The following is a 25110-nucleotide window of genomic DNA, read 5'->3' as shown; positions in this document are numbered from 1 at the left end:
TCCAGAGCTCGTAAGGACGCCAGCCCTTAGTTCTTGGCGTCGTTGGCGGTCTCGGTGACCGCCGAGCCGGCGGCCTGCACGTCACGGCCCGCGCCAGCAACGGTGTTGCAGGCCGCGACAAACATGCTGGCGGTCAGGGCCGCCATCACAACGATCTTGCGCATTCCTAATTCTCCCGGGGAGTCGCTACTCAGCGCCCGCCAAACGGATCACGCTGCAGCTTGGTTCCCGGCGGTCTGAGGAGAAGGCGTCTCCGCGCCCAGCGTGGGGAAGATCAGCCGCGCGGTGATGCCGCCTTCCGGGTTGCGGATCAGCTCGGCGCGCCCGCGAAGCTGGCGGGCGAAGGCGGTCATCAGGGTGCGCCCGACGCCCGAGGCGACCAGGGCGTCGTCGGGCGCCTCGCCATCGTCGGAGATCTCCAGCACCGCCTCCTCGCCCTGCACCACGAAGCGCAGGGTCAGCGTGCCGCCGCGCTCGGCGAAGGCGTGCTTCTGGGCGTTGGTGATCGCCTCCACAGCGAACAGCGCCAGCGGCGCCAGGCGGTCGGGATCGATCACCAGGGCGTCCACCTGCAGGTCGGTGCGCACCGGCGGGCCGTGCAGCATCTCGCCGGCGACGAGCTGGGCGGTGAGCTCCTCGAGGAACGGCCGCAGGTCCACGCGCTTCAGGTCCGGCCCCTGGTAGAGGGCGCGGTAGATGAGGGCGAGGGCCGTGATCCGCTGGCGGGTGTCGCTCATGGCCGCGCGCGCGGCCGGGTCCGACAGCGCCCGCTGCTGCATGTTCAGCAGCGAGGAGATGACCTGCAGGTTGTTCTTCACCCGGTGGTGGATTTCGCGCATCAGCGCGTCCTTCTGCGCGAGGCTGTCCCGCAGGGAGGCGTCGCGGCCCACGATCGCGTCGGCCATGTCCTCCAGCGTCTCGGCGAGGTCCCGGATCTCGGGGGGCATCTGCTCGGCCTGCACGGGACGGACGCTCAGCCGGCCGCGGGCGTAGAGCGAAGCGATGCGCTGCAGGTAGGCGATCCAGCGCACCACCACCCGCTCGGTCACCGCCGTCACCGCGGTGAGCGCCAGCACGAAGGTGAGCAGGGGGAAGAGGATACCCGTGAGGGGGTTCAGCCGGGCCCAGGACAGCACGCCCGGCGACTGGGCCGAGAGCACCACATAGACCTCCTGACCGACCACGGGCGCGGCGGAGTAGACGCGCCGCTGGCCCGCGCGGTCCTCGCCGTACCAGACGGCGGCGCCTTCGGTCTGCGCCTCGGTCCGCCAGTTGTCGGGCAGGCCGGATAGCGCTTGCGGGTTGGTGGTGCTGATGGTGCGGCCGGTCTGGTCGAGCAGGGCCACCTCGGCGCCCTGCGGCAGGGCCGGATCGGCCACGGTGGGCTGCAGGCTGGAAAGCGCGATCACCGCGGCCAGTGCGCCGTCGAAGCCGCCGTCGGGCCGGTTGGCGCGCACCGCCGCGATCACCGCGGGCTTGCCCGCGTAGGCGGTGCCGGCGGCGGGCGTGATCACCAGCGGGTCTCCGGCGGCCAGCCTGCGGAACCAGGGGCGGGCGGCGCGCTGCGGGTCGCCCGGCACGCCGCGCGCGGCGCAGGCCACGCCGCCGTTTGCGCCGAACCGGATCAGGTTAAGGTAGCCGGGGATACGCCGCGTCGCCTGCTCGAGGCGCTGGGCGCACTGGAAGCCGATCGAGGCCGGCGCCAGCGTCTGCAGGAGGATCTCGCCGCCTTCCACGCGCGCGCGCGCGGCCGCGGCGCTGCGCTGGGCCGCGAAGCCCAGGCTGTCGCGCAGCTCCGCGCCTTCGCGCTGGTAGGCGATCGCCGCCTGAATGACGCCGAGCAGGAGCACGGGCAGCAGCGCGGCGGCCAGGGCCGCCGTCAACCGGACCCGGATCGTGCTCAGCGATCCCTTCGGCAGGCCCTTCATGGCCCGAATTCCCGTCCTCAACGGACGGTGCTTAGCCGCTCCGCGTCGGCCAGGATAGACCGCATGGCGTCACCGGCGGCGGCGCCATCGCGCTCGTAGTTCCCTTCGTCGAGGATCGCGTGCAGCGCGCGACGGGCGCGGCTGACGCGGCTCTTCACGGTGCCGACGGCGCAGTTGCAGATCTCTGCCGCTTCCTCGTAGGCGAAGCCGCCAGCGCCGACCAGGATCAGCGCCTCGCGCTGTTCGGGCGGCAGCATGGCCAGTCCCTGGCGCAGCTCGTCGAGCGCGACGGGGGCCTCCGGATCGTCCACCGCCACCAGGGTCCGCTCGGCGGCCTCCTGATCGAGCTGGCTCTGCCGCCAGGACCGGCGCTTCTCGGAATAGAACTGGTTGCGCAGGATCATGAAGGTCCAGGCCTTCATGTTCGTGCCCATCTGGAAGCTGGCGCGGGCGTCCCAGGCCTTCATCATGGCGTCCTGCGCCAGATCGTCGGCCGCGGCCGGGTCGCCGCACAGGGTGCGGGCGAAGGCGCGCAGGTGCGGGATGAGCTGGACAAGCTCACGCTTGAAGGCGGCGTCGTCCGTCCCGTCGCGGGACGGGCGCTTGTCGTTGGCCTCCGGCATCAGCGGGTCTCCGACCGGCTGTCGGCGCGGCGCAGGATCTCCAGGAATTCTTCGGGCACGTCCTCGTTGACGATCTCGTCGAACATCTGACGCAGGCGCACGCCAATCGCCTGCTGCCGCAGGCGGGCTTCGTCCAGAGCGGCGGAAGATTTGCGCCGTTCCTCGGATGGGCGTTGTTCGATCATGGCATCGGCGCTCCGCTCACGCGGCGGCCGCCCCCTCTTTGCATCCTCGTCGCCGCTCAACGCCCGACTCCCGTCCCGAGTTCCCGGATGGCTGCAGACAAGATGCGGAAAACCACGAGTCTTGGGAACCGGTTCCCACCCGTGGCGTTTTTGCCCCATGATGGGGTTGCGGTTCGGGGGTGCTCCCGCGTCCGCCGCTGCCATGCTCCGATGTCTACACTACGGGAGGGGTCACCCTTGAGTCTTCTAGCCCGTCTGGCGCCGCATCTTCCCTATGTGCGCCGATACGCCCGCGCGCTGACCGGGGATCAGACGACCGGCGACCACTACGTCCGCGTGGCCCTTGAGGCGCTGGCCGCCGGCGAGCGTGTGCTCGAGGCCAACCTGACCCCGCGCGTCGCCCTCTACCATGTCTTCCACGCCATCTGGTGCACGTCGGGCGCCCAGCTCGAAGGCCCGGCCGAGGATGACGGCTCCTCGTCGGACGACACCACGCGGCGGCTGATGCGCATCGCCCCGCGGTCGCGCCAGGCCTTCCTGCTCACCGCCCTCGAGGGCTTCACCCCTTCCGAAGCGGCCCAGATCCTGGGCACCGACTTCGCCGAGGTCGAGAAGCTGATCGCCGAGGCCCAGGCCGAGATCGACGCCGAGCTCGCCACCGACGTCCTGATCATCGAGGACGAGCCGGTGATCGCCGCCGACATCGAGGCGCTGGTCCGCGAGCTCGGCCACACCGTGGTCGACATCGCCGCCACCCGCACCGAGGCGGTGGATGCGGTCACCCGCAAGACCCCCGGCCTGGTGCTGGCCGACATCCAGCTCGCCGACGGCTCCTCGGGCATCGACGCGGTGAAGGACATCCTGGCGCGCTACGACGTGCCGGTGATCTTCATCACCGCCTTCCCCGAGCGCCTGCTGACCGGTGAGCGTCCGGAGCCGACCTTCCTGATCACCAAGCCCTTCCAGCCGGAAACGGTGAAGGCGGCGATCGGCCAGGCCCTGTTCTTCCACCCGCGCAAGGCGTCCAAGCAGGCCGCCTGACGCGGGGCTCCAAGACGAGAATAATGGTGGGGTAGGGCGCTGCGGCTTGCTGCAGCGCCCTTCTCTTTGCTCGATCGGGCGGCGCAAACCAAAAGAAACGGCCGCCCGGTGGGGCGGCCGTCTGCTGTCGTTCGTTGCGGGTTATTGGCCGACGGGCGCGGGAGGCGCTTCGCTCACCGTCTTCGCCGGCGGCGTCTGCATGGACGCGTCCTTCTGGTAGGGCTGTGTGTTCACCGGCGCCGGTTCGGGCGCGTTGAACGCGCGGGCGTCAGCCGCCTCGCGGGCGTTGTTCGGCTCGGTGGAGGCCAGGTCGCCGGACTTCCAGGTGAAGGCGGCGAAGAAGCCGAGCACCACCAGGGCGATGCCGAACACCAGGACCCAGAGGACGTGACGGCCGAGGCGGCCTTGCCGGGCGCGGGTCGCTCCCACGGTCGGCCGTTGGGTTGCGCGCGAAAGCGCCATGACGGAGCTCCTTACTCAGACGGGAAATAGCTGGACGGGCCGAAGTACGGCTGGCCGGGATCGAGACGGTCGGAGCGGGCGGTCAGAGAGCCGATCACGCCGCTGGCGATCGCCAGGCCTGCGAAGGCCGCGATCACCGCGAGGCGCCGGCGCGCCACCTGCTGGCGATGGCTGGGCGTCTTCGTCAGAACGAAGCCGCCGCGCGTGGCGAAAGAGTTGCGCATGTGGAAGCGTTCCCTCGCGGACCCGGCGGGGCCGTTCGCCCACCGAGGAGCTAACGCGTCGCCAAAGCCGCCGTTCCCTGGCCGCACGGCGAATGGCGAAGCTGCAGAAACGCTTGAATTTTCAAGGCCTGTGGATAAGGTGGAGGCTCGTGGCCGCCGCCGCTAGAGCGCTGCTCGCCGGCGCGCGCAACTTTCTCCAACTTTTTTTCACGGCGGCCGGAACGGCTTTCGGCGGAGCGTGTTTCTAGGTGTGCGGAGGCGGCGACGCCCCCCCCGACTTGAGACTGGCGATCATGCCAGTCTGCCGTCTCCGCACCCCTTTTCTCGATGATGCACACTTCCGGCGGGTCCCAAGGGGCCCGCCCTTTCTTTATGCGCGCAGCGGGGGCCGCCGCGCCCAGGCGTAGCGGCCCGTTCAGATCAGCCGGCCCTTCCGAGCCTGAGGATCACGTCCACGCGCCGGCGAAGCGGCGCGGTGCGCCCGTCGGGGGTCGCTGCGCCGGTGTCGCCGGCGGCGGCCAGCGCGAACTCGCCCGCCGGAAGGCCGGCGTTGGCCAGGGCGGCCGTAACCGACTGGGCCCGGCGCTTCGAGAGCTCGAGGTTGGCGGCCGGCGCGCCTGCCGCATCCGCCAGGCCCATCACCTCCACGCGACGGACCTCGCAGCCCCGCGCGTCGTCGGCGGCCTGGCGGATCACCGCTCGGCCCTCCGGGGTCACCTCGGCGACGCCGGGCTCGAAATAGATCTGCACGGTGCGGTCCGTGCAGCGGTCCGGCGCGCGGACGATACGATCCCGCGCGCGTTCGACGGTCGCGCAGGCGGAAAGCCCGGCCACCAGGGCGGCCACCGCCGCGGTCCTTGCAAAGTTCATCTTACCCCTCCCCGGGCGGGCTCAGGGGCTCCGCCCATCCACCAGCAGGATCTCGTCGCCGCCGATCCGCGGCGAGCACGACAAAGGGCGGCCGGATCGACCGGCCGCCCTCGCCGTTCCATGGCGCGTCGCCGCCTAGTAGCGCGGCGTGCCGTCGGACCAGTAGTAACGGCCCGTGGCCGGGTCGTAGTAGTAATAGCGGCCCGCGCGCTCGTCATAGTACTGCTGGCGATTGGCCGGAGCCGCGCCGCAGCCGCCGTCCTCGCGGCAACCCTTCACCGCGCCCGCGACCGCGCCGACGCCCGCGCCGACCGCGGCGCCGGTGCCCACGCCGACGTCGCCGGACACCGCGCCGATGGCCGCGCCCGCGAGCGCGCCCAGCGCGGCCCCGCCGGCCGCGTTACCTTCCACGTTGCCGGTCGACGTACAGGCGGCGGCCAGAACGCCGGCCCCGGCGAGGGCGATCAATGGCTTGAGCATGTGTTTGGCTCTCCTTGCTTGTCCCCTGCGGCCCCTAACGCGGGTGCAAGCTTAGCAGTTCCGCCGGAACCCGTCGCCCGCGGCCATCGTTAGGCGCGCAAGGACACTATCCAGGAGGACCAACCATGGTCGGCGATCGCCGAGATGCGCCAGCGGACGACCTGAAGGCCGACCTGCGCGAAGCCTACGAACGCGGCCGCCGCGACGAGCGCGCGACGCGCAAGCGCCACCCGGTCCTGATGACCCTGACCGTGATCGCCGCCGCCGTCGGCCTGGCGCTGATGGCGCTGGCCGCCTTCAACGGCTCGTTCAGCGGCGCGGGACGGGTGGTGGACAAGAACCTGACCGTCGCGGCCGACCGCGCCGAGCCCGCGGTGCGCGACGCCGCCTCCAACGCAGGCCAAGCCATCCAGGGCGCCGGCCGGTCCGTGGACGCTGCGGCGACCACCACGGCGGACGCGGCAAGCTAGGACGCCATGCTGCAGCAGGGGGGCGTGACGCGCATCCGCCGCGTCGAGGCGATCGCCAACGTCGCCTCCGGCAGCGTCAACGCCGACGCGCCGCAGCAGATCGAGAAGATCTTCGCCGATTACGGCGTCGACGCCCACGTCTGCGCGCCGGCGAAAGAAGACCTCACCAACTGCCTGCGGGCGGCCGTGGACGCCGCGCCGGACCTGCTGGTGGTGCTGGCGGGCGACGGCACCGCCCGCGCCGCTGCGGAGCTCTGCGGCCCGTCCGGGCCTATGGTCGCGCCGCTGCCGGGCGGGACCATGAACATGCTGCCCCACGCCATCTACGGCGTGCGTCCGTGGCAGGACGCGCTCTCCATCGCGCTCGCCCAGGGCGAGGAGCGGATGCTGGGCGGCGGCGAGGTCGAGGGCCACCAGTTTCTCGTCGCCGGCATCTTCGGCTCGCCCGCCCTTTGGGCCCCGGCCCGGGAGGCGGCTCGCTACGGCAAGCCCAAGCTCGCCTTCCTGCGCGCCCGCCGCGCCGCCCGCCGCGCCTTCTCCGGGCGGCTCCGCTATGTGCTCGACACCGGCGAGCGGGAGAAGGCCGAGGCGCTGACCTTCATGTGTCCCCTGGCGTCGCGCGCGCTGGCCGAGGACGAGCAGGTCCTCGAGGCCGCCGCCCTGGACCTGAACGGGGCGCTCGACGCCTTCAAGCTCGGCTTCCACGCGCTCACCGGAGACTGGCGCGACGACCCCAATGTGCTGGTGCAGAAGTGCCGGCTCGCCCGCATCTGGGCGGCGGACGGGATCCCGGCGATCCTCGACGGCGAGTCCGTGCGGCTGAAGTCGCTGGCCGAAGTGCGCTACCGGCCGGATGTCGTCAGGGTGTTGTCGATTCCCAAGGACGTCTGACGTGATCCGCTTCGCCCACCTGTCGGACATCCACTTCGGCGGGGAGAACCAGGCGGCCGTCGCCGCGGCCGGGGACTATGTGAACGCCGGCGGCTTCGACCTGACGATCGTGTCCGGGGACCTCACCCGCTTCGGCGAGAAGGTGGAGTTCGAGGCCGCCGCCGAATGGCTGTCCGGCCTGAAGGGGCCGCAGCTCGTCACCCCGGGCAACCACGACGCCCCCTACATCGCCGTGGCCGAACGGCTGTTCGTGCCCTTCCGCCGCTTCGAGCGGGCCATCGGGCCGGCGTGGGCGCAGAGCTACGTCGGCGGCGGCTTCGCCGTGCGGGGCGTCAACACTGCGCGCGGCCCTCAGCCGCGTCTCAACTGGTCGAAGGGGCAGATCGCCGCCGGGCAGGTGCGCGAGGCCACGCGCTTCTTCCAGCAGGCGCCGGCGGAATGCTTCCGGATCATGGTCTGCCACCATCCCCTGATCGAGATGATCGGCGGGCCGATGACGGCGAAGGTCTGGGGCGGGGAGGCGGCGGCGCGGGCACTGGCGGAGGCGAAGGTCGACCTGGTCCTCTCGGGCCACATCCACGCGCCCTTCACATGGCCGTACCCCTTCGGCGACGGGAAGACCTACGCGGTGGGCGCCGGCACCCTCTCGGTGCGCGAGCGGGGCGTGCCGCCGGGGTTCAATGTGGTGGAAATAGAAGGGGCGGCGATCCGCGTCGCCGCCCTCGTTTGGGGGGGCTCGAAGTACGAGCCCTACAGGACCTGGTCCTTGGACCGTCGTCCTATCTGATCGGGGTCACGGTACGCCTCGTCCACGTACGAAGTGCATGACGATGGACACAAGGAACAGCACCAGGAAGACGTAGAACAGGATCTTGGCGATGCCCATGGCCGCGCCCGCGATCGAGGTGAAACCAAGAACCGCGGCGATCAGGGCGACCACCAGGAAAGTCAGAGCCCAACCCAGCATTGGCGTTCTCCTTTCTCGCCTGGGAGGCGAGTCGATCGAGTACTGAGCAACATAGCTCAGCAGATCAACGCGGCTGGAAGCGAGGCTGTTCCCGAGGCCGCTCAGCGGCGCCGTTCGGGGGGCTTTGCAGAGGCGGCGCGGCCGGCGATGGCGGCGCTGAGGATCGTGGTGACGATCTTGGGATTGCGGGCCAGCACGATGGCGCCCGCCACGGCGGCGCCCGCGGCCACGATCGGCCGCTCGCGGGCGAGCTCGATGACCCGCGGCAGCAGGCCCTGCTCCTCGGGCGGCATGGGCTTGGGCCGCGCCTTGGCCGAGAGCGACAGGGCCACCAGCAGGGCGAACAGGGCGAAGACGGCGGCCACGATGGCGGCGGCCCACGCAGGGCCGACAAACGGCTTGAACGCCGCATAGACCGCGAACGAGGCGGCCACGACGACCACGACCGCCGCGGCCGCGATCGCGGCGGCGGCGGCCAGCAGTCTCAGGATCTTCTGCGGGTTCAACGGCGCCCGGAGGACAGCAGCAGGCCGATCAGCACGCCCACACCGAGCGCGGCCCCCGTGGCGGCCAGAGGACGTTCCTTGACGCGCTCGCTGACGTACTGCTGGGCCACGTCCAGTTGCTGGCCGGCCGTGTCGGCGTAGACGCGGCTCTGGGCGCGGAGCTGCTCGAGGCCTTCCTGCACGACCTGTTCGATCTTGGCGCGGGCTTCCGTGAAGGTGCGCTGGGCCTCGGCGGCCAGCCGCTTGCTGTCGCTCGTGGACAGGGTGGCGTCGTTGGCCTCGTCAACGGCGTTCGCGGGCATGTGGATGTCTCCGAAGAAGGACCCCGGGTAGGCGCCGGGAAGCGCCACCTTGAACGCCGCACATGCTAGACGGGTTCCGCCCTCGGAGCAAAGGCGGAGCTTCTTCTCGTTCCTCGCGGCCCCAAACGCTGTGGGCAACGTACGGTTCCTGTCGCGCGGTGCGTCATTGGGTCCTATGTTCGCCCATGCAGTACGCCATGGGGTGGACCTCAGAGTGAACCACGACCGTCTGGAACTCGCGCTCGAAGCCGCCGGGCTCGGCGAATTCGAGTGGGACCTGACCCGGGACGTGCTGGTTGTGTCGAAGCGCATGGCGGAGATCACCGGCGTGCCCGCCGGCGAGATGCCGGCGGAAGGCGGCCGTGCGCTCGACCGCTACGTCCATCCGGACGACCTGCCTCAGTACCTCGACGGCCGCAGCCGCAACCTGGGCGCAGAGGGGCGCTACGAGGCCGAATTCCGGCAGGTCCGGGCCGACGACGGGCGGACCATCTGGGTCCGCATCGCCGGCGTGGTGACCATGGGATCCGATGGCCGGCCCGCCCACGTGGCCGGGATCATCCAGGACATCTCCGAGCGCAAGATCGAGGAGGAGCACCGCCAGACCCTGATGGCGGAGCTGGACCACCGGGTGAAGAACGTGCTCGCCGCGGTCCAGGCCCTGGCCCAGCAGACCGCCAAGCGGACCACCTCGCTGGAGAGCTTCCTGGCCAACTTCGCCGGCCGGCTGAAGGCGCTGGGCTCGGCCAACGAGCTGCTGACCGCCGCGCGCTGGCGCGGGGCCGCCGTGGAGCACCTCGTCGCCGCCGAGCTCGGCGCTCTCGCCCCGGGGCAGACCACCTGGGACGGACCGGAGCTGTTCCTGACTCCGCGTGCGGCCAACGCCCTGTCGCTGGCGCTGCACGAGCTCGCCACCAATGCGGTGAAGTTCGGCGCGCTGTCGGCCGAGGCCGGCCACGTGGACGTGCGCTGGGCGCACACCGGCGGCGGCTTCGAGCTCACCTGGGCCGAGAGCGGCGGCCCGCGCGTCCAGCCGCCGGTGCGCCGGGGCTTCGGCTCCACCCTGCTGGAGCAGGTCACCGGCCGTGAGCTGAACGGCGACACCTTGGTGGAATACCGCCCCGGGGGCGTCTACGCCCGGCTGCGCGCCGGCGCCCCCGCGGTCGCGCCGCGCCCGGAGACGGTGCCCGAGGCGCCCGCGGCGCGGAGCACGGAGACCATCGTCGCCTCGAGCGGCCCGGCCGACCTGAAAGGCTCGCGCGTGCTGATCGTCGAGGACGCGGTGCTGCTGGCGCTCGAGCTGGAGACCAGCCTGTCGGAAGCGGGCGCGGAGGTGATCGGTCCGGCCTACGAGCTGGAAGAGGCCATGGCGCTCCTCGACCGGCCGATCGACGCGGCGGTCCTGGACGCCAACCTCAACGGTCGCTCCGTGACACCGGTGGCCGAGGCTCTGGCCCGGCGGCAAGTGCCCTTCGTCTTCGCCACCGGCTACGGCGAGACCGGCGGCGCGCCCGGCGGCTTCGACGCGCCGGTCATCCGCAAGCCCTACGACGTGACCCAGGTCGCCGCCGCCGTGGCGGAGCTGCTGCGCGCAGGTTGACCCTGAGACAAGGCGCCGCCTCGCGTTGCGGAAAGCTACGCTGTAAATGCGGGGCCATGGGGGACCTGCGGCAACCGCAGGGGCCGGACCGGCGGCCCAGGGACATCGCCCGGAAGCAAGCGACCCGACCCTCAGATCTCCGGCGTCAGATGACGCCCTTGGCCCGGAGCGCCTGCAGCCGCTCGACCGAACACCCCGCCCGCTCGCGCAGCACCGCCTCCGTGTGCTCGCCCAGGGCGGGTCCCGGCCAGCGCACCTGTCCCGGGGTGGCGGAGAGCTTCGGGAACGCGTTCTGCATCCGGATGGTCCCGAACACCGGGTGCTCGGTGCTGACGATGGCGTCGCGGGCGGCGAACTGCGGATCCTCCAGCATATCCGGCGCGCGATAGACGCGACTCGCCGGCACGCCCTTGACCTCCAGCAGCTTCAGGAGATCGGCAAGGGCCCAGCCGCGCGTCCAGGCCGCGATGATGTCGTCCAGTTCGGTCTGGTTGCGTCCGCGGCTGGCGTGGTCGACGAACTTCGGATCGGCCTTGAGGTCCGGCCGGCCCATGGCCTCCGCCAACCGGGCGAAGACGGTGTCGCCGTTGCCGCCGATCAGGATCATCTCGCCGCCGGCGCACGGATAGGCGTTCGAGGGCGCGATGCCCGGCAGGATCGAGCCCGACCGCTCGCGCACGTAGCCGGTCAGGTCGTACTCGGTGACCAGGTTCTCCATCACCGCCAGGACGCTCTCGTAGAGGGCCGCGTCGATCACCTGGCCGCGACCCGTGCGCTCGCGGTGGTGCAGCGCCATGGTGATGCCCATCACCGCGTGCATGGCCGCCAGGCTGTCGCCGATGGAGATGCCGGCCCGCGCCGGCGGCCGGTCCGGCTCGCCGGTGACGTAGCGCAGGCCGCCCATGGCCTCGCCGATAAGGCCGTAGCCCGCCCGCTGCGAATAGGGACCGGTCTGACCGAACCCCGACACCCGAGCCATGATCAGCCGCGGGTTCTCCGCCGCCAGGCTCTCGTAGGACAGGCCCCACTTCTCCATGGCGCCGGGCCGGAAGTTCTCGATCACCACGTCGGCCTTGGCGATCAGGGCGCGGGCGATCTCCTGGCCCTCCGGAGTGCGCAGGTCGAGCCCGACCGACTTCTTGTTGCGCCCGATCACCGGCCACCAGGGCGACAGGCCCTTGGGAAGGCTGCGCCCCCACTGGCGCATGGGATCCCCGGTCTTCGGATCCTCGATCTTGATCACCTCGGCGCCGAAGTCGCCGAGAATCTGGCCGCAGAACGGGCCGGCGATCAGCGTCCCCATCTCGATGACGACGAGGTCGGAAAGCGGGCCGGTGGCGGCGGGGTCGGACATGGGATCTCGGAACGGTGGCGTCGGGCGCGGGTTGAGGTTGCGGAGCCAAGGTGGAGCCGTCGGCCCATGCCTCTGTCAATGATCACCCTGCGGCGCCTGTCGATCCCGGCGGCGCTCCTCGCGCTCGCCGCCTGTTCCGGCGACCGGGCCGAGCGGGCCCGGGCCATGGCCGAGGCCCAGGCCGCAAAGTCCGAGGTGCGCGACGTGGTGACGGTGGCCCCGCCCGCGCCTGCGCCGCCGCCGGAGGCCTTTGTCGCCGCGGCGGCGAGCGGCGACGCCTTCGAGATCGCCAGCGGCCGGCTCGGCGCGACGCGGGCGCAGGACACCCGGGTCCGCGGCTTCGCGGCCATGCTGGTCGCCGACCACACCACCTCGGCGGCGAAGCTCCGCAAGGCGGTCGCCGAGTCCGGCCGCACCCTGTCGGCGCCCGATGGCGTAGCGGGGCGCCAGCAGGCGGCGCTGACCGAGCTGTCGTCGGCCACCGCGGACTTCGACCGCCGCTTCATGGAGGCCCAGGTGCGAGCTCACGAGGAGGCGCTCGCCCTGCTGCAGGGCTACGCCGAGGACGGCGACGTGACCTCGCTGCGCGCCTTCGCCGCCGAGGCCGCCGGCGTCGTGCGGCATCATCTCGAGCTCGCCCGCAGCCTGCTGGAACAGCTCCGCTAGCGGCGCTTCCCATCCGCCGCCGCGCGGCGTAAGCCGCTGACCATGACCGCCTTCGTCGTCGAAGCCCCGCCCGTACCCACCGTCCCCGTGGAGGGGCAGGCCGCCGCCTTCCCCGTGCGCCGCATCCTCTGCGTGGGGCGCAACTACGCCGCGCACCGCCGGGAGATGGGCGGCGACGACCGCGACCCGCCGTTCTTCTTCGCCAAGCCCGCCGACGCGGTGGTGACCCCGGGCGCGAACCCCGCCTACCCGCCGCGCACCGCGAACCTGCATCACGAAATCGAGCTGGTGGTGGCCATCGGCCGCGGCGGCGCCGACGTGGCGCCCGAGGCGGCCCTGGACCTCGTCTACGGATACGCGGTCGGCGTCGATCTCACCCGCCGCGACCTGCAGTCCACCGCCAAGGACAAGGGCCAGCCCTGGGACTCCGCCAAGGGCTTCGACGCCTCGGCCCCCATCTCGGCCATCCGGCCCTGGACCGGCGCGCCGCCGCAGGGCCGCATCCGCCTCTCGGTGAACGGCGAGACGCGCCAGGACGCCACCGTCGCGGACATGATCTGGAACGTCGCCGAGATCGTCGCGGAGGCCTCGAAGCTGTGGCGGCTCGCGCCCGGCGACCTGATCTTCACCGGCACGCCGGAAGGCGTCGGCCCTCTGCTCCGCGGCGACCGGGTCGAGGGCGAGGTGGAGGGCGTCGGCCGCCTGGCGTTCGAGGTGGCCTGATGACCCTTCTCCTGCACAGCTACTGGCGCGCCACCGCCCCTTATCGGGTGCGCATCGGCCTGAACCTTAAGGGCGTCGCCTATGACTATGCGCCCGTGCACCTCGTCGAGGGCGTCCAGCACTCCGAGGGCTACAAGGCGATCAATCGGCAGGAGCTGATCCCCGCGCTCACCACGCCGGAGGGGCGGGTGATCACCCAGAGCCTGGCGATCCTCGAATGGCTCGAGGAGACCCATCCCGAGCCGGCGCTGCTGCCGAAGGACCCCGCCGACCGGGCGCTGGTCCGCGCCATGGCCGCCATCGTGGCCTGCGACATCCACCCGCTGAACAACCTGCGGGTCCAGCAGCAGCTCACGGCGCTCGGCGTGGACGCCGCGGGGCGAGACGTGTGGTCGAAGCGCTGGATCAACGACGGGTTCGCGGCTCTGGAGCCGATGGTCACCGCCCACGGGCGCGGCTTTGCGTTCGGCGCCAGCCCGACCCTGGCCGACTGCTGCCTGATCCCCCAGGTCTATTCCGCGCACCGCTACGGCGTGTGGCTGGACCCCTATCCGGCGATCGCCGGCGTGGCGCAGCGGGCGGCGGAGCATCCGGCCTTCGCCGCGGCGCATCCCGACCGCCAGCCCGACGCCCAACCTGCCTGACCCTGCGGGAACTTGCTCCCGTCCCCCGCTAGAGCTTAGAGGCGCGCCATGCTCGAAGATCTGAAAGCCAACAACCGGCGCTGGGCGGAGCGGAAGATCTCCGCCGACCCCGGCTTCTTCAAGCGGCTCGAGGGCCAGCAGGCTCCCGAGTACCTTTGGATCGGCTGCTCCGACAGCCGCGTGCCGGCCAACGAGATCGTCGACCTCGACCCGGGCGAGCTGTTCGTTCACCGCAACGTCGCCAACCTCGCTCCGCCGCAGGACGCCAACTACCTGTCGGTGCTGCAGTTCGCCGTGGACGTGCTGAAGGTGAAGCACATCCTGGTGGTGGGCCACTACGGCTGCGGTGGCGTGGCCGCCGCGGTCGACGGCAAGCGCCGCGGCCTGGTCGACCACTGGCTGCATCCGATCCGCGAGGTGCACCAGGAGCACCGGCACGAGCTGGAGGGCATCGGCGACGACCAGAAGCGCTGGGATCGCCTCGTGGAGCTCAACGTCATCCGCCAGGTGCGCAACGTGGCTTCCGACGTTTTCGTCCAGGACGCCTGGGCGCGTGGCCAAACGCTGTGCGTCCATGGGTGGGTCTATTCCATCGCCAACGGCCTCGTGACCGACCTCAATGTCGCCGTCAGCGGTCTCGAAGACCTCGAACGCCTGGGCTGACCCTTGACGGGGCGTGGCGCGGAGGCTTCCCATCCGCGCCACCTGCGGCGTCCGCAGACGACGCCCGAAACGCTCAAGGAATAGCGATGAAATCCAAGCTGTTGGCGGCGAGCGCCGTCGCCCTTCTCCTCGCCTCCGGACCGGCCGTGGCGCAGCCCCGCGCCGCTCAGCCGACGGCCGCCGAGGCCAAGGCCTTTGTGGAGAACGCCGAGACCCAGCTCGAGCGGGTCAACGCCTTCGCCGCCCGCGCGGCCTGGGTGCGCGCCAACTTCATCACCGCCGACACCCAGTGGCTGGAAGCCAAGGCCTCGGCCGAGCAGAACGAGACCGCGACCCGGCTGGCCATGGAGGCCGCGCGCTTCAACGGCGTGAAGACCGACGCGGTGACCGCCCGCAAGCTGAAGCTGCTGAAGCTCTATCTGGTCTCGCCGGCCCCGAACCGGCCCGGCGCGGCCGAGGAGCTGTCGGGCCTGCTGACCAAGCTGGATTCCACCTACTCCACCGGCAAGTTCACCTACCAGGGCAAGCAGATCACCCTGAATGACGCCGAGGACGTGCTCGCCAAGTCCCGCGACCCGGCCGAGCTGAAGGCCGCCTGGGAAGGCTGGCACTCCATCTCGCCCGTGATGAAGCCGGACTACGCCCGCTTCGTCGCGCTCTCCAACGAGGGCGCCGTGGGCCTGGGCTACAAGGACACCGGCGCGCTCTGGCGCTCCAACTATGACATGGACCCGGACGCCTTTGCGGCCGAGACCGACCGCCTGTGGAAGCAGGTGGAGCCGTTCTACAAGAACCTGCACTGCTACGTGCGCGCCCGGCTCAACGCCCAGTACGGCGACGCCGTGCAGCCGCGCACCGGCCCGATCCGCGCCGACCTGCTGGGCAACATGTGGGCCCAGCAGTGGGGCAACATCTATGACGTGGTCCAGCCGAAGGGCGTGACCTCCAGCTACAGCCTCGACGACCTGCTGGTCCAGAAGGGCTACACGCCCGTGAAGATGGTCCAGACCGGCGAGAACTTCTACTCGTCGCTGGGCTTCTCGCCCCTGCCCAAGACCTTCTGGGAGCGATCGCTGATCACCCGTCCACAGGACCGGGAAGTCGTCTGCCACGCCTCGGCCTGGGACGTGGACGACAAGGACGACATCCGCATCAAGATGTGCACCAAGGTGAACGCTGAGGACTTCACCACCATCCACCACGAGCTCGGGCACAACTACTACCAGCGGGCCTACAAGGATCAGCCGGTGCTGTTCCGCAACTCGGCCAACGACGGCTTCCACGAGGCGATCGGCGACTTCGCCGCGCTGTCGGCCACGACGCCCACCTACCTCCAGCAGATCGGCCTGCTGGAAAAGGCCCCGGGCGCGGAGGAGGACATCCCGTTCCTGCTGAAGATGGCCCTCGACAAGATCGCCTTCATGCCGTTCGGCCTGCTGGTCGACCGCTGGCGCTGGCAGGTGTTCTCGGGCGAGGTTACGCCGGAGCACTACAACGAGGCCTGGTGGAAGCTCCGGCTGCAGTACCAGGGCCTGACCCCGCCGGGCACGCGTCCGGCCGACGCCTTCGACCCCGGCGCCAAGTACCACGTGCCGGGCAACACGCCCTACACGCGCTACTTCCTGGCCCACATCTACCAGTTCCAGTTCCACCGCGCGGCCTGCAAGCAGGCCGGCTGGAAGGGCCCGCTGCACCGCTGCTCGATCTATGGCCAGAAGGAGGTGGGCCAGCGGCTCAACACCATGCTGGCGCTCGGCCAGTCGCAGCCCTGGCCCGACACGCTGAAGACCTTCACGGGCGAGACCCGGACGGACGCCAGCGCCGTGGCCGACTACTTCCAGCCGCTGAACGCCTGGCTGGTGCGCCAGAACCGCGGCGAGACCTGCGGCTGGTAGGCTGACGCGGCGGGGGAGGGCGGTCGCGCCCGGCCTCCCCCGCCCGTTAACCTTTCAGCGGGAGTTAACCCTCCCTCTTGCCCCGATTTTTACAGCGATCGCGCGATCCGATGGGCGAATTCCGGCTCAAGGATCGGGCGACCCATGCAGACCCAGGCACGTGACCAAGCAACCGGTGTGCTGGCCCGGCTGAAAGCCGGCGCCCGCGACGACCGGGGCGTGGCTGCCGTCGTCTTCGCCCTGGCGCTGGCCGTGCTCGCGCCCATGGCGCTGGGCGTGTTCGACGTCTACATGGCGAGCGAACAGCGCGGGAAGCTGCAGGACGCGCTGGACGCCGCCGCCCTGTTCGCCGCCCGCTCCAACGCCCAGACCGGGGACGAGATCGACGCCATCGGCGACAAGGCGCTGGCCGCCAACCTGAAGCTGCTCCGCGGCGCCAGCCTGCAGGACTCCACCTTCGCGCTTTCGGGCACCAAGGTCGTCGCCTCGGCCTCGGTCGAGCTGCAGGCGTTCGCGCCCACGTTCTGGGAGCACGAGCCCGTGCGGGTGTCGACCGAGGTGCAGCGGGCCGTCGACCGGCTGGAGATCGCGCTCGTCCTCGACAACACCGGCTCCATGGTCCTGAACAACTCGCCGAAGCTGGCGACGCTCAAGACCGAGGCCAAGAAGCTGGTCGACAAGCTCTCCCAGGCGGCGGCCCTCAGCGCCGAGCCGGAGCCGATCAAGATCGCGCTCGTGCCGTTCTCCAACACGGTGCGGGTGCAGGACACCACCAGCCTGGGGACCTACGACGCCGCCACTCATACGGGGACCGGCATCCCGACCTGGATCGATCCGCGCGGCCAGCAGCACTGGCAGGGCTCGATCAACAACGACATCTTCAGCGTACAGCATACCGACCGCCTGACGCTGATGAAGAACATCGGGCAGTCGTGGGCCGGTTGCGTGGAATCCCGCCGCCCGCCCTTCGACATCAGCGAACAGGCGCCGGCCAGCGCCACGCCCGCCTCGATGTTCGTGCCGTACTTCTGGCCCGACGAGCCCGACGTGTCCGGCACGGCCAAGGTCAACGACTACCTCACCGACGGCGGCGGCTCGGACTGGATCACCAAGGAGCGGCGGGTGGCGAAGTACGCCGCGGGCGCGCCGTGGAAGCGGGTGGGCACGTTCCGGACCGACCTCGGCATGACCTATTCGCACGGGCCGAACGCCGGCTGCACCCTTCAGCCGATGATCCGGCTGACGACGGACATGCAGGACATCAAGGACGGCATCGACGCCATGACGGCGATCGGCGAGACCAACATCCCGCTGGGGATGGTCTGGGGCTGGCACGCGCTGACCCCCAACGCCCCGCTGGCCGACGGCGCGGCCTACGGCACGCCGCACCTGCGCAAGATCGTCATCCTGATGACCGACGGCGAGAACACGATGTTCGACTCCAATACGTCGAACGACTCCTATTACGGCGGCCTCGGCTTCGTCTGGCAGGGGGTGCTGAACGGGATCACCGGCTCCTCGAGCACCGGCCAGCGGACCACGGCGATGAACAACCGGCTGACGGCGCTCTGCACCGCCATGAAAGCCCGCAGGATCGAGATTTACACGGTGCGGGTGGAGGTCACGAGCGGCTCGTCCAGCCTGCTCAGGGACTGCGCCACCTCCACTGACAAGTTCTTCGACGTGACCAATGTGGCCCAGCTCGGCGCGGCGTTCGACGCCATCGCCGCGGCGATCACCAACCTCCGGATCACCCGATAGAGATCCTCCCCCTCGCGGGGAGGTGGCCTGCGCGGGCCGGGGGTCGCGGTTTCTTCCCCAGGGACCGTGACCCCCACCTGGCGCGCCGGCCTTACGCGAGCTTGATCTCGCGCAGCCGCTCCTGGAGGTAGCCGTCGGCGGTGATCGGCTCCGGGTAGCGATCCGGGTGCTGGGCGTCCACGCAGTTGGGCAGCGTCCGGATCAGGTAGTCCGAGTTGAAGTGCAGGAAGAACGGCGTGGAGTAGCGCGGGAAGCCGCGGCGCTCCGGCGCCGGATTGACCACCCGGTGCGTCGTGGACGGCAGGCGGTGATTGGTCAGCCGCTGCAGCATGTCGCCGATGTTGCAGACCAGCGCGCCGGGCGGCGGGTTGATGGCGATCCAGCGGCCGTCGTGGTCCTTCACCTCCAGCCCGGCCTCCTCGGCCCCCAGCAGCAGGGTGATGACGTTGATGTCCTCGTGGGCGCCGGCGCGGATATGCGGGCCGTCCTGCGGCACTGGCGGATAGTGCAGCAGGCGCAGGATCGAATTGCCCACGTCCACCTTGTCGTCGAAGAACTGGCGGTCGAGGCCGAGGTAGACGCTGATCGCCTCCAGCACCTTCAGACCCATGGCGTCGAGGGCGTCGTAGAGCCACTGCACCTTCTCCCGGAACTCCGGCAGCTCGGCGTCGGGCCAGACATTGTCGGGCATGTGGTCACGGAAGGCGTGGCCCGGCGGCAGCTCGCGGCCAACGTGCCAGAATTCCTTGAGGTCGTAGTGGGTGTGGCCCTTGGCGGTCTCGATGCCGAAGGGCGTGTAGCCCCGCTGGCCCGCGACCGGCAGCTTGTACTTCTTCTTCACGTCCTCCGGCAGGGCGAAGAACGCCTTCATCTGCTCCAGCGCCGCGTCGATGCGGTCCTGCGGCAGGCCGTGGTCGGAGATCACCGCGAAGCCCCACCGCGCATAGCTGTCGCCCAGGGTGCGGGTGAAGGTGTCGAAGTCCTTGGAGAAGAGCTCGTAGGAGACGGGCTCGATGCGGTCTTGGAGGTCGAGGGCTTGGCTCATGCGGGCCGTTCTACACCCGCTCCCGGTCGGTCTCCACCCGCTCGGGCGCGCCCAGGCGCGGCGCTCCGTCGCCGTCGTCCCCATCGCCGTCCTCTTCCCGGCCGATGCGGGCCATCTCGGCGCGGATCAGCTTCTCGAAGGTCTCTCGGCTCGCGCGGGTGGCCATGATGTAGCGGTCCTCTTGGCCGTAGGCCGGCTGCAGCTTGCGGAACAGCGCCGCGTCGTGCTCGCGGAAGGCCACCGCGGCGCGCAGCGCCCGGCGCTCCGAGAGGCCCAGGTGGACCAGCGCCTTGCGCCCGAAGTTCAGCGCGCTCTCGTAGGTCTCGCGCTCGACGCCGTCGGCGCCCGCCTCCAGCAGCTCGTAGGCGTGCGGCCGGTCGAACGCCCGTGCGATCACCGACAGGTGGGGGAAGCTCTCCTTGGCGAGTTCCACCAGCTCCTTGGCCTTGTCGCGGTCGTCGATGGCGATGATCAGCAGCTTCGCCTTGTCGGCGCCCGCCGTGCGCAGCAGGTCGAGCCGGCTCGCGTCGCCGTAGTGCACGCGCCAGCCGAACCGGCGGATGACGTCGATCTGCTCGATCGAATTGTCCAGGAGAACGACCTTGAAGTCGTTGGCCATGAGCAGGCGGGTGGCGATCTGGCCGAAGCGGCCGAAGCCGGCGACGATGGCGTCGGGGTCGCCCTCGTCGAAGGGGATCCGTTCCGGCTCCGCCAGTTCCTCGGTGCGGTTCAGCACCAGCCGCTCGTAGGCGGCGAAGACCAGCGGCGTGGCCGCCATGGAGACGGCGATCACCGCGGTCAGCAGGCGGGCGAGCTCGCCGTCGAGCACCCGCGCGCCGGTGGCGAAGCCCAGCAGGACAAAGGCGAACTCGCCGCCCTGGGCCAGCGCCACGGCCGTGGTGAGCGAGGTCCGCTTGCCCGTCCGGAAGAGGCGGGCGGCCAGGTACATGGCCGCCGTCTTGCCCGCGATCAGGCCGATCACCAGGCCGAGGATCAGCACCGGCTGGCTGGCCACCAGGCCGATGTCCAGCCCCGCGCCGACGGTGATGAAGAACAGGCCGAGCAGCAGGCCGCGGAACGGCTCGATGTCGGTTTCCAGCTCGCGGCGGAATTCGCTTTCGGCCAGCACCACGCCGGCAAGGAAGGCGCCCAGCGCCGGCGAGAGGCCGACGAGCTCCATCAGCGCCGCCACGGCGACGACCAGCAGCAGGGCCGAGGCGGTGAACATCTCGCGCAGCCGCGCGGCGGCGATGAACCGGAAGAGCGGGCGGGTCAGGTAGCGCCCGGCGATCACCACGGCCAGCACCGCGGCGATCACCACCAGCGGCTGTGCCCACGCCGGCAGGTCGGCGATCAGCTCGCCGCCATGCCCGCCCTCCACGTGCGCCGCCGCCCCGCCCATGGCCAGCAGCGGCAGGAGCGCAAACATCGGGATCACCGCCAGATCCTGGAACAGCAGGACCCCGAAGGTCGCCTCGCCCACCGCCCCCTGGCGGAGGCCCTTCTCTTCCAGGTTGGAGAGCACGATGGCCGTGGACGACATGGCCAGGATCAGGCCTGCGGCCAGCGCGATGCGCCAGTCGAGGCCGAACGCCATGCCGGCGGCGCCGAGCAGGGCCGCGGTGGCCGCCATCTGGCCCGCGCCCAGGCCGAAGATGTTCACCCGCATCCGCCACAGCAGGGCGGGGCGGACCTCCAGCCCGATCAGGAACAGCAGGATCACCACGCCGAACTCGGCGAAGCGCATCACGTCCTCGGACTCGCCCACGAGGTCGAGCAGGAACGGGCCCACCAGCACGCCGGCCAGCAGGTAGCCGAGCACGGAACCGAGCCCCAGCCGCTTCGCGATCGGGACCGAGATCACCCCCGCCGTCAGATAGACGAGGGCCTGAATCATGAGCGGCTGGCCGTTCATCGGGCCGGTCCGGAGCGGGGCGTCAGCATGGCCGCAATGGAGCGTGCAACGGCCCGCCGTGCACGCGCTTTTTTCGGCCGGCGGAAACGGCCGGCTTGCGAACCTTCATCGTTTGATGAATTTCTGCGCCTGGCCGGTTCTCAACCGCCGGTTCTCAGCGTAAAGGCGAGGCATGGCGAACAAGGTGCAGACTTCGGCCGCAGACGCCCTTTCCGGGCTGCTCTTCGACGGCATGACCATCATGGCGGGCGGCTTCGGCCTCTGCGGCATCCCGGAGAACCTGATCGCGGCGATCCGCGAGACGGGGGTGAAGGACCTGACGGTCGTCTCCAACAACTGCGGCGTGGACGACTTCGGCCTCGGCGTGCTGCTGGCCGGCGGCCAGATCCGCAAGATGATCTCGTCCTATGTGGGCGAGAACAAGCTGTTCGCCGAGCTCTACCTGTCCGGCAAGCTCGAGCTGGAGTTCAACCCGCAGGGCACGCTGGCCGAGCGGATCCGCGCCGGCGGCGCGGGCATACCCGCCTTCTTCACCAAGACCGGCGTGGGCACGCTGGTGGCCGAAGGCAAGGAGGTCCGCGTCTTCGACGGCGAAGAGTACGTGATGGAGCGGGGGCTCACCGCCGACCTCGCCATCGTGAAGGCCTGGAAGGGGGATGCGGAAGGCAACCTCGTCTATCGGAAGACGGCCCGGAACTTCAATCCGATGATGGCCACGGCCGGCAAGGTGACGGTCGCCGAAGTCGAAGAACTGGTGGAGGTGGGCCAGATCGACCCGGACCAGATTCATACCCCGGGCATCTACGTCGACCGGATCCTGAAGGGCCCGGTGTACGAAAAGCGCATCGAGCAGCTCACCGTCCGCAAGCGCGAGGCGGCAGGCGCCGCCGCCGGAGAGGAAGTCTAAGAGATGGCCTGGACCCGCGACCAGATGGCGGCCCGCGCCGCCCAGGAGCTGCGCGACGGCTTCTACGTGAACCTCGGCATCGGCATACCGACGCTGGTGGCCAACTACATCCCGCCCGGCATGAGCGTCACCCTGCAGAGCGAGAACGGCATGCTCGGCATGGGGCCGTTCCCGCTGGAGGGCGAGGCCGACCCCGACCTGATCAACGCGGGCAAGCAGACGATCACCGCCCTGCCGACCTCCTCCTATTTCAGCTCGGCCGACAGCTTCGCCATGATCCGCGGCGGCCACATCGACCTCTCCATCCTGGGCGCCATGCAGGTGGCCGCCAACGGCGACCTCGCCAACTGGATGGTGCCGGGCAAGATGGTGAAGGGCATGGGCGGGGCCATGGATCTGGTGGCCGGCGTGAAGCGCGTGGTCGTCGTCATGGAGCACGTGGAGAAGTCCGGCGCGCCCAAGCTTGTCGACACCTGCTCGCTGCCGCTTACCGGCAAGGGCGTGGTGGACCTGGTGGTCACCGACCTGGGCGTCTTCGACGTGGCCCGCGGCAAGCGTCCGTTGCGGTTGCTGGAGCTCGCCCCCGGCGTGAGCCTGGACGAGGTCCGGGCGAAGACCGAGGCGGCCTTCGAGGCGGCGGAAGCCGCGGCCTGAGGCCAAGCTCGCGGCGGGGCCGGAGGCTTCCTACCTAAGCTCGTGACCTGAACGATCACGAGTGACAGACTTCGCCCCATGAAGACGCGCCTCCTTGCGGCGCTCGCCGCCTCCGGCCTCGCCCTCGCCTCCGCGTCGCCGGCCCAGTCGACCCTGAAGACCGCCGTGTTCGCCGGCGGCTGCTTCTGGTCGGTCGAGAAGTTCTTCGAGTCCGCGCCGGGCGTGGTCAGCGCCGTGTCCGGCTATTCCGGCGGCGGAATGCGCAACCCCACCTACCAGAACCACCAGGGCCACCTCGAGGCGGTGAAGGTCACCTACGATCCGGCGAAGACCAGCTACGCGAAGCTGGTCGACCACTTCTTCCACAACATCGACCCGACGGATCCCAACGGCCAGATCTGCGACAAGGGCCCCGCCTACCGGACCGCCGTCTTCGTCGCGAACGGCCAGGAGCGGCAGACCGCCCAGGCCATCCGAGCGCAGGTTCAGAAGACGCTGAACGCCCGCATCGCCACCGAGGTGCGGCCGGCGGCGACCTTCTGGCCGGCCGAGGCCTACCATCAGGACTTCGCCAAGAAGAACCCGGTCCGCTACGAGGGCTACCGGATCGGCTGCGGCCGCGACCGCCACCTCAAGGTGATCTGGGGCGGCCGGTAAGCGGATCGCGCGGGCGCGGCGCAAAGCCCTCGCCCACGAACATCTCGATGCGGCGCCGGCGCTTGGCGTCGAGCCGCACGCCGGCGATCTCGGCCCCGTACGCCCGCCGGAAGTCCCCTTCCATCTCCGCCCGCCAATTGCCCTCCAGCGCGACGGCCAGCACCCGCCGGCCCTGCGAGACGGTGAGCGGCGCGCTGGTCTCGGCCTGGTTCTGCGGCGTGTCGGCAAGCAGCCAGGCGCGGAGCGGGGGGGCGGAGGGGTCCTCGAACCAGTCCCGCCCGTAGTAGCGCATGGCGTAGTAGAGGAAGCGGCTGTTGACGGCGATGGCCGAGAGGCCGGCCGGGCCTGCGGCCTCGGCCTCGGCCCGGGCGAGCGCCAGCTCGGTGGTCTGCGCCCAACCCTTGGCCCGCTTGAAGCTGTTGGCCGCGCCCATCCGTTCGGCGAACGCCGGCGAGATGGTGAAGGCCAGGAACAGCGCCGCCACCGCCGCCTGGAGGGCGAGCGCCGCGATCAGCCAGCCGCGCGCGCGCCAGCGCACCAGCCAGGCGGCGACCACGATGGCGCCGGGCAGGTAGGCCGCGCCCGACCAATTGGCGTTGGCCCGGCTGACGAAGGCCTGGGCGGTGACGATCAGGAGCGGCGGTAGGGTGAAGCAGAGCAGCAGCAGGTCGGCGGGCGCCAGCCGCCGGCGGCGGACCGCCAGGACTACGCCGACGATCAGCACGGCGAACGGGATCGGGCCGAAGACGCCGAACTGGGTCAGCAGAAATTCGCCGAGCTCCGGGACGTTGAAGAGCTGCCGGCCGCCCCAGGCGGCGTTGGCCGCGGTGTGCTGCACCGTCGCAAAGCCGTGGGCGGCGTTCCAGGCCACGTTGGGAGCCATCACGGCGGCGAAGGCGAGGATGGCGACGCCTGCCCGGGTCGGCGACCAGGCCCGTCTGGTCTCCGGCGACAGCACCAGATGAAGGGCGATGCCGATCAGTCCGTATACGGCCGCATACTTCGACAGGAAGGCCAGGCCCAGCGCCGCCCCGACCGCGGCAGCCAGCAGCAGGCGCCGCTGCGTGGCGCGCAGCAGGGCCACATAGGCGAGGATCGTCAGGCCAAGGAAGAAGAGCAGGGGCGCGTCCGTGGCGATCACCGCTGCGGAGAGCTGGATGGCCGGCGCGAGGGTGTAGAGCGCCGTGGCCGCGAGCGCGATCCGGCCGTCGTACAGCCGCCGGGCGATGGCGAAGACCACCAGCGCCGCGCCCGCCTGGAACAGCGGGGCGCCCAGCCGGACCCACGCCTCGGCGTCCCCGCCCAGGGCCGTGGTCGCCCAGATCGTCCAGGCGATCATCGGCGGCTTGGAGTAGTAGCCGAAGTCGAGGGTGCGCGACCAAAGCCAGTACTGGGCCTCGTCGGGATAGAGCTCCAACGGGGTGGCGAACAGGGCGACCAGCCGGGCCACGGTGAGGCCCGCCACGAGCAGGACCGCGGCCCGCCAGTCGCGCGCCTGCCCCTGATCCGTCACACTCCCGCCCATCGCGAACCTCGCCTCCGCCCGCCGCCGCCTCTCGGCGGGGGCATGGATGTATAGCGCCGGCGCCACGTTTCGGTGCGATTCGTGCGACCCGTCGTCACCGTTACAAAACCGTCACCCACAAAGGCCGATTCCGGGGTATAGGGCGCCGAAAG

The 25110-nt window shown here is 70.7% G+C and carries 29 protein-coding genes; 14 read left to right on the top strand and 15 right to left on the bottom strand.

Going from position 1 to position 25110, the window contains the following annotated elements:
• Positions 1–26: 26 nt before the first annotated feature.
• From ACE3Q8_RS05280 to ACE3Q8_RS05265, 4 genes are read right to left on the bottom strand one after another with little or no spacing between them, the layout of a single operon-like run.
• The gene (locus ACE3Q8_RS05280) at positions 27–164 is read right to left on the bottom strand and encodes an entericidin A/B family lipoprotein (RefSeq protein ID WP_374469200.1); all 138 of its coding nucleotides are present in this window, start codon (positions 162–164) and stop codon (positions 27–29) included.
• Between the two features lie 45 nt (positions 165–209).
• Entirely contained in the window at positions 210–1928 is a 1719-nt protein-coding gene (locus tag ACE3Q8_RS05275) for a sensor histidine kinase (protein WP_374469199.1), read from the bottom strand.
• Positions 1929–1945: 17 nt separating this feature from the next.
• Complete coding sequence (locus ACE3Q8_RS05270; RefSeq protein WP_374469198.1) at positions 1946–2551, bottom strand: sigma-70 family RNA polymerase sigma factor; 606 nt, start codon at positions 2549–2551, stop codon at positions 1946–1948.
• The gene (locus tag ACE3Q8_RS05265) at positions 2551–2796 is read right to left on the bottom strand and encodes a NepR family anti-sigma factor (protein ID WP_374469197.1); all 246 of its coding nucleotides are present in this window, start codon (positions 2794–2796) and stop codon (positions 2551–2553) included. The genes ACE3Q8_RS05270 and ACE3Q8_RS05265 overlap by 1 nt, the downstream gene beginning before the upstream one ends.
• A gap of 177 nt (positions 2797–2973) precedes the next feature.
• Between ACE3Q8_RS05265 and ACE3Q8_RS05260 the strand changes: the two genes are divergently transcribed.
• Complete coding sequence (locus ACE3Q8_RS05260) at positions 2974–3777, top strand: response regulator (RefSeq protein ID WP_374469196.1); 804 nt, start codon at positions 2974–2976, stop codon at positions 3775–3777.
• 141 nt (positions 3778–3918) lie between these two features.
• Here the strand turns inward: ACE3Q8_RS05260 and ACE3Q8_RS05255 are convergent, their stop codons facing one another.
• From ACE3Q8_RS05255 to ACE3Q8_RS05240, 4 genes are all read right to left on the bottom strand, one after another.
• Positions 3919–4239: a hypothetical protein gene (locus tag ACE3Q8_RS05255; RefSeq protein WP_374469195.1), complete on the bottom strand. Its 321-nt coding sequence runs from the start codon at positions 4237–4239 to the stop codon at positions 3919–3921.
• Positions 4240–4250: 11 nt separating this feature from the next.
• Positions 4251–4463, bottom strand: coding sequence for a hypothetical protein (locus ACE3Q8_RS05250; protein WP_374469194.1), 213 nt, complete (start codon positions 4461–4463; stop codon positions 4251–4253).
• 420 nt (positions 4464–4883) lie between these two features.
• Positions 4884–5333 (bottom strand): OmpA family protein, encoded by a 450-nt coding sequence (locus ACE3Q8_RS05245; RefSeq protein WP_374469193.1) that lies wholly within the window; start codon positions 5331–5333, stop codon positions 4884–4886.
• A gap of 135 nt (positions 5334–5468) precedes the next feature.
• On the bottom strand, positions 5469–5813 hold the full coding sequence (locus ACE3Q8_RS05240; RefSeq protein ID WP_334161119.1) for a YMGG-like glycine zipper-containing protein: 345 nt from the start codon (positions 5811–5813) through the stop codon (positions 5469–5471).
• A gap of 125 nt (positions 5814–5938) precedes the next feature.
• Here ACE3Q8_RS05240 and ACE3Q8_RS05235 point away from each other — a divergent pair, with 125 nt between their 5' ends.
• Genes ACE3Q8_RS05235 through ACE3Q8_RS05225 form a run of 3 tightly spaced genes read left to right on the top strand, consistent with a single transcriptional unit; the run spans position 5939 to position 7961 of the window.
• The gene (locus ACE3Q8_RS05235) at positions 5939–6283 is read left to right on the top strand and encodes a hypothetical protein (protein WP_374469192.1); all 345 of its coding nucleotides are present in this window, start codon (positions 5939–5941) and stop codon (positions 6281–6283) included.
• A 6-nt stretch (positions 6284–6289) separates the two neighbouring features.
• Complete coding sequence (locus ACE3Q8_RS05230) at positions 6290–7174, top strand: diacylglycerol kinase family protein (RefSeq protein ID WP_374469191.1); 885 nt, start codon at positions 6290–6292, stop codon at positions 7172–7174.
• A gap of 1 nt (position 7175) precedes the next feature.
• Positions 7176–7961 (top strand): metallophosphoesterase, encoded by a 786-nt coding sequence (locus tag ACE3Q8_RS05225; protein ID WP_374469190.1) that lies wholly within the window; start codon positions 7176–7178, stop codon positions 7959–7961.
• A 6-nt stretch (positions 7962–7967) separates the two neighbouring features.
• On the opposite strand, the gene ACE3Q8_RS05220 is transcribed toward ACE3Q8_RS05225, so the two are convergent.
• From ACE3Q8_RS05220 to ACE3Q8_RS05210, 3 genes are all read right to left on the bottom strand, one after another.
• Complete coding sequence (locus tag ACE3Q8_RS05220) at positions 7968–8141, bottom strand: DUF1328 domain-containing protein (protein WP_374469189.1); 174 nt, start codon at positions 8139–8141, stop codon at positions 7968–7970.
• Positions 8142–8242: 101 nt separating this feature from the next.
• Positions 8243–8647, bottom strand: a complete 405-nt coding sequence (locus ACE3Q8_RS05215; protein ID WP_374469188.1) for a hypothetical protein — start codon at positions 8645–8647, stop codon at positions 8243–8245.
• On the bottom strand, positions 8644–8949 hold the full coding sequence (locus ACE3Q8_RS05210; protein WP_374469187.1) for a hypothetical protein: 306 nt from the start codon (positions 8947–8949) through the stop codon (positions 8644–8646). Before ACE3Q8_RS05210 ends, ACE3Q8_RS05215 begins: the two co-directional genes overlap by 4 nt.
• A gap of 214 nt (positions 8950–9163) precedes the next feature.
• Here ACE3Q8_RS05210 and ACE3Q8_RS05205 point away from each other — a divergent pair, with 214 nt between their 5' ends.
• Positions 9164–10549 (top strand): HWE histidine kinase domain-containing protein, encoded by a 1386-nt coding sequence (locus tag ACE3Q8_RS05205; RefSeq protein ID WP_374469186.1) that lies wholly within the window; start codon positions 9164–9166, stop codon positions 10547–10549.
• 145 nt (positions 10550–10694) lie between these two features.
• Here ACE3Q8_RS05205 and ACE3Q8_RS05200 read toward each other — a convergent pair whose 3' ends face one another.
• On the bottom strand, positions 10695–11903 hold the full coding sequence (locus ACE3Q8_RS05200) for a CaiB/BaiF CoA transferase family protein (RefSeq protein ID WP_374469185.1): 1209 nt from the start codon (positions 11901–11903) through the stop codon (positions 10695–10697).
• Between the two features lie 66 nt (positions 11904–11969).
• Here ACE3Q8_RS05200 and ACE3Q8_RS05195 point away from each other — a divergent pair, with 66 nt between their 5' ends.
• From ACE3Q8_RS05195 to ACE3Q8_RS05170, 6 genes are all read left to right on the top strand, one after another.
• The gene (locus tag ACE3Q8_RS05195; protein WP_374469184.1) at positions 11970–12569 is read left to right on the top strand and encodes a DUF4142 domain-containing protein; all 600 of its coding nucleotides are present in this window, start codon (positions 11970–11972) and stop codon (positions 12567–12569) included.
• Between the two features lie 42 nt (positions 12570–12611).
• Positions 12612–13292: a fumarylacetoacetate hydrolase family protein gene (locus ACE3Q8_RS05190; RefSeq protein WP_374469183.1), complete on the top strand. Its 681-nt coding sequence runs from the start codon at positions 12612–12614 to the stop codon at positions 13290–13292.
• The gene (gene maiA / locus ACE3Q8_RS05185; protein ID WP_374469182.1) at positions 13292–13936 is read left to right on the top strand and encodes a maleylacetoacetate isomerase; all 645 of its coding nucleotides are present in this window, start codon (positions 13292–13294) and stop codon (positions 13934–13936) included. Before ACE3Q8_RS05190 ends, maiA begins: the two co-directional genes overlap by 1 nt.
• Positions 13937–13984: 48 nt before the next feature.
• Complete coding sequence (locus ACE3Q8_RS05180; RefSeq protein WP_374469181.1) at positions 13985–14599, top strand: carbonic anhydrase; 615 nt, start codon at positions 13985–13987, stop codon at positions 14597–14599.
• 86 nt (positions 14600–14685) lie between these two features.
• Complete coding sequence (locus ACE3Q8_RS05175) at positions 14686–16494, top strand: M2 family metallopeptidase (protein WP_374469180.1); 1809 nt, start codon at positions 14686–14688, stop codon at positions 16492–16494.
• A gap of 144 nt (positions 16495–16638) precedes the next feature.
• On the top strand, positions 16639–18255 hold the full coding sequence (locus tag ACE3Q8_RS05170; protein WP_374469179.1) for a pilus assembly protein TadG-related protein: 1617 nt from the start codon (positions 16639–16641) through the stop codon (positions 18253–18255).
• Positions 18256–18346: 91 nt separating this feature from the next.
• On the opposite strand, the gene ACE3Q8_RS05165 is transcribed toward ACE3Q8_RS05170, so the two are convergent.
• Positions 18347–19300 (bottom strand): isopenicillin N synthase family dioxygenase, encoded by a 954-nt coding sequence (locus ACE3Q8_RS05165; protein ID WP_374469178.1) that lies wholly within the window; start codon positions 19298–19300, stop codon positions 18347–18349.
• Between the two features lie 10 nt (positions 19301–19310).
• Entirely contained in the window at positions 19311–21215 is a 1905-nt protein-coding gene (locus ACE3Q8_RS05160) for a monovalent cation:proton antiporter-2 (CPA2) family protein (RefSeq protein ID WP_374469177.1), read from the bottom strand.
• Positions 21216–21387: 172 nt separating this feature from the next.
• Between ACE3Q8_RS05160 and ACE3Q8_RS05155 the strand changes: the two genes are divergently transcribed.
• The 3 genes from ACE3Q8_RS05155 to msrA all read left to right on the top strand — a co-directional run bounded on the left by ACE3Q8_RS05155 (position 21388) and on the right by msrA (position 23433).
• Entirely contained in the window at positions 21388–22122 is a 735-nt protein-coding gene (locus tag ACE3Q8_RS05155) for a CoA transferase subunit A (protein ID WP_374469176.1), read from the top strand.
• 3 nt (positions 22123–22125) lie between these two features.
• Positions 22126–22776, top strand: coding sequence for a 3-oxoacid CoA-transferase subunit B (locus ACE3Q8_RS05150; protein ID WP_374469175.1), 651 nt, complete (start codon positions 22126–22128; stop codon positions 22774–22776).
• A 78-nt stretch (positions 22777–22854) separates the two neighbouring features.
• On the top strand, positions 22855–23433 hold the full coding sequence (msrA, locus tag ACE3Q8_RS05145; protein WP_374469174.1) for a peptide-methionine (S)-S-oxide reductase MsrA: 579 nt from the start codon (positions 22855–22857) through the stop codon (positions 23431–23433).
• Here the strand turns inward: msrA and ACE3Q8_RS05140 are convergent.
• Entirely contained in the window at positions 23408–24958 is a 1551-nt protein-coding gene (locus tag ACE3Q8_RS05140; RefSeq protein ID WP_374469173.1) for an ArnT family glycosyltransferase, read from the bottom strand. The two genes, msrA and ACE3Q8_RS05140, sit on opposite strands and share 26 nt — an antisense overlap.
• Positions 24959–25110 lie beyond the last annotated feature (152 nt).

The organism is Phenylobacterium sp., from assembly GCF_041913825.1.
Lineage (GTDB): Bacteria > Pseudomonadota > Alphaproteobacteria > Caulobacterales > Caulobacteraceae > Phenylobacterium.
Note: the sequence above shows the minus strand (reverse complement) of the source record. Positions and strands in the feature narration are given on the sequence as shown.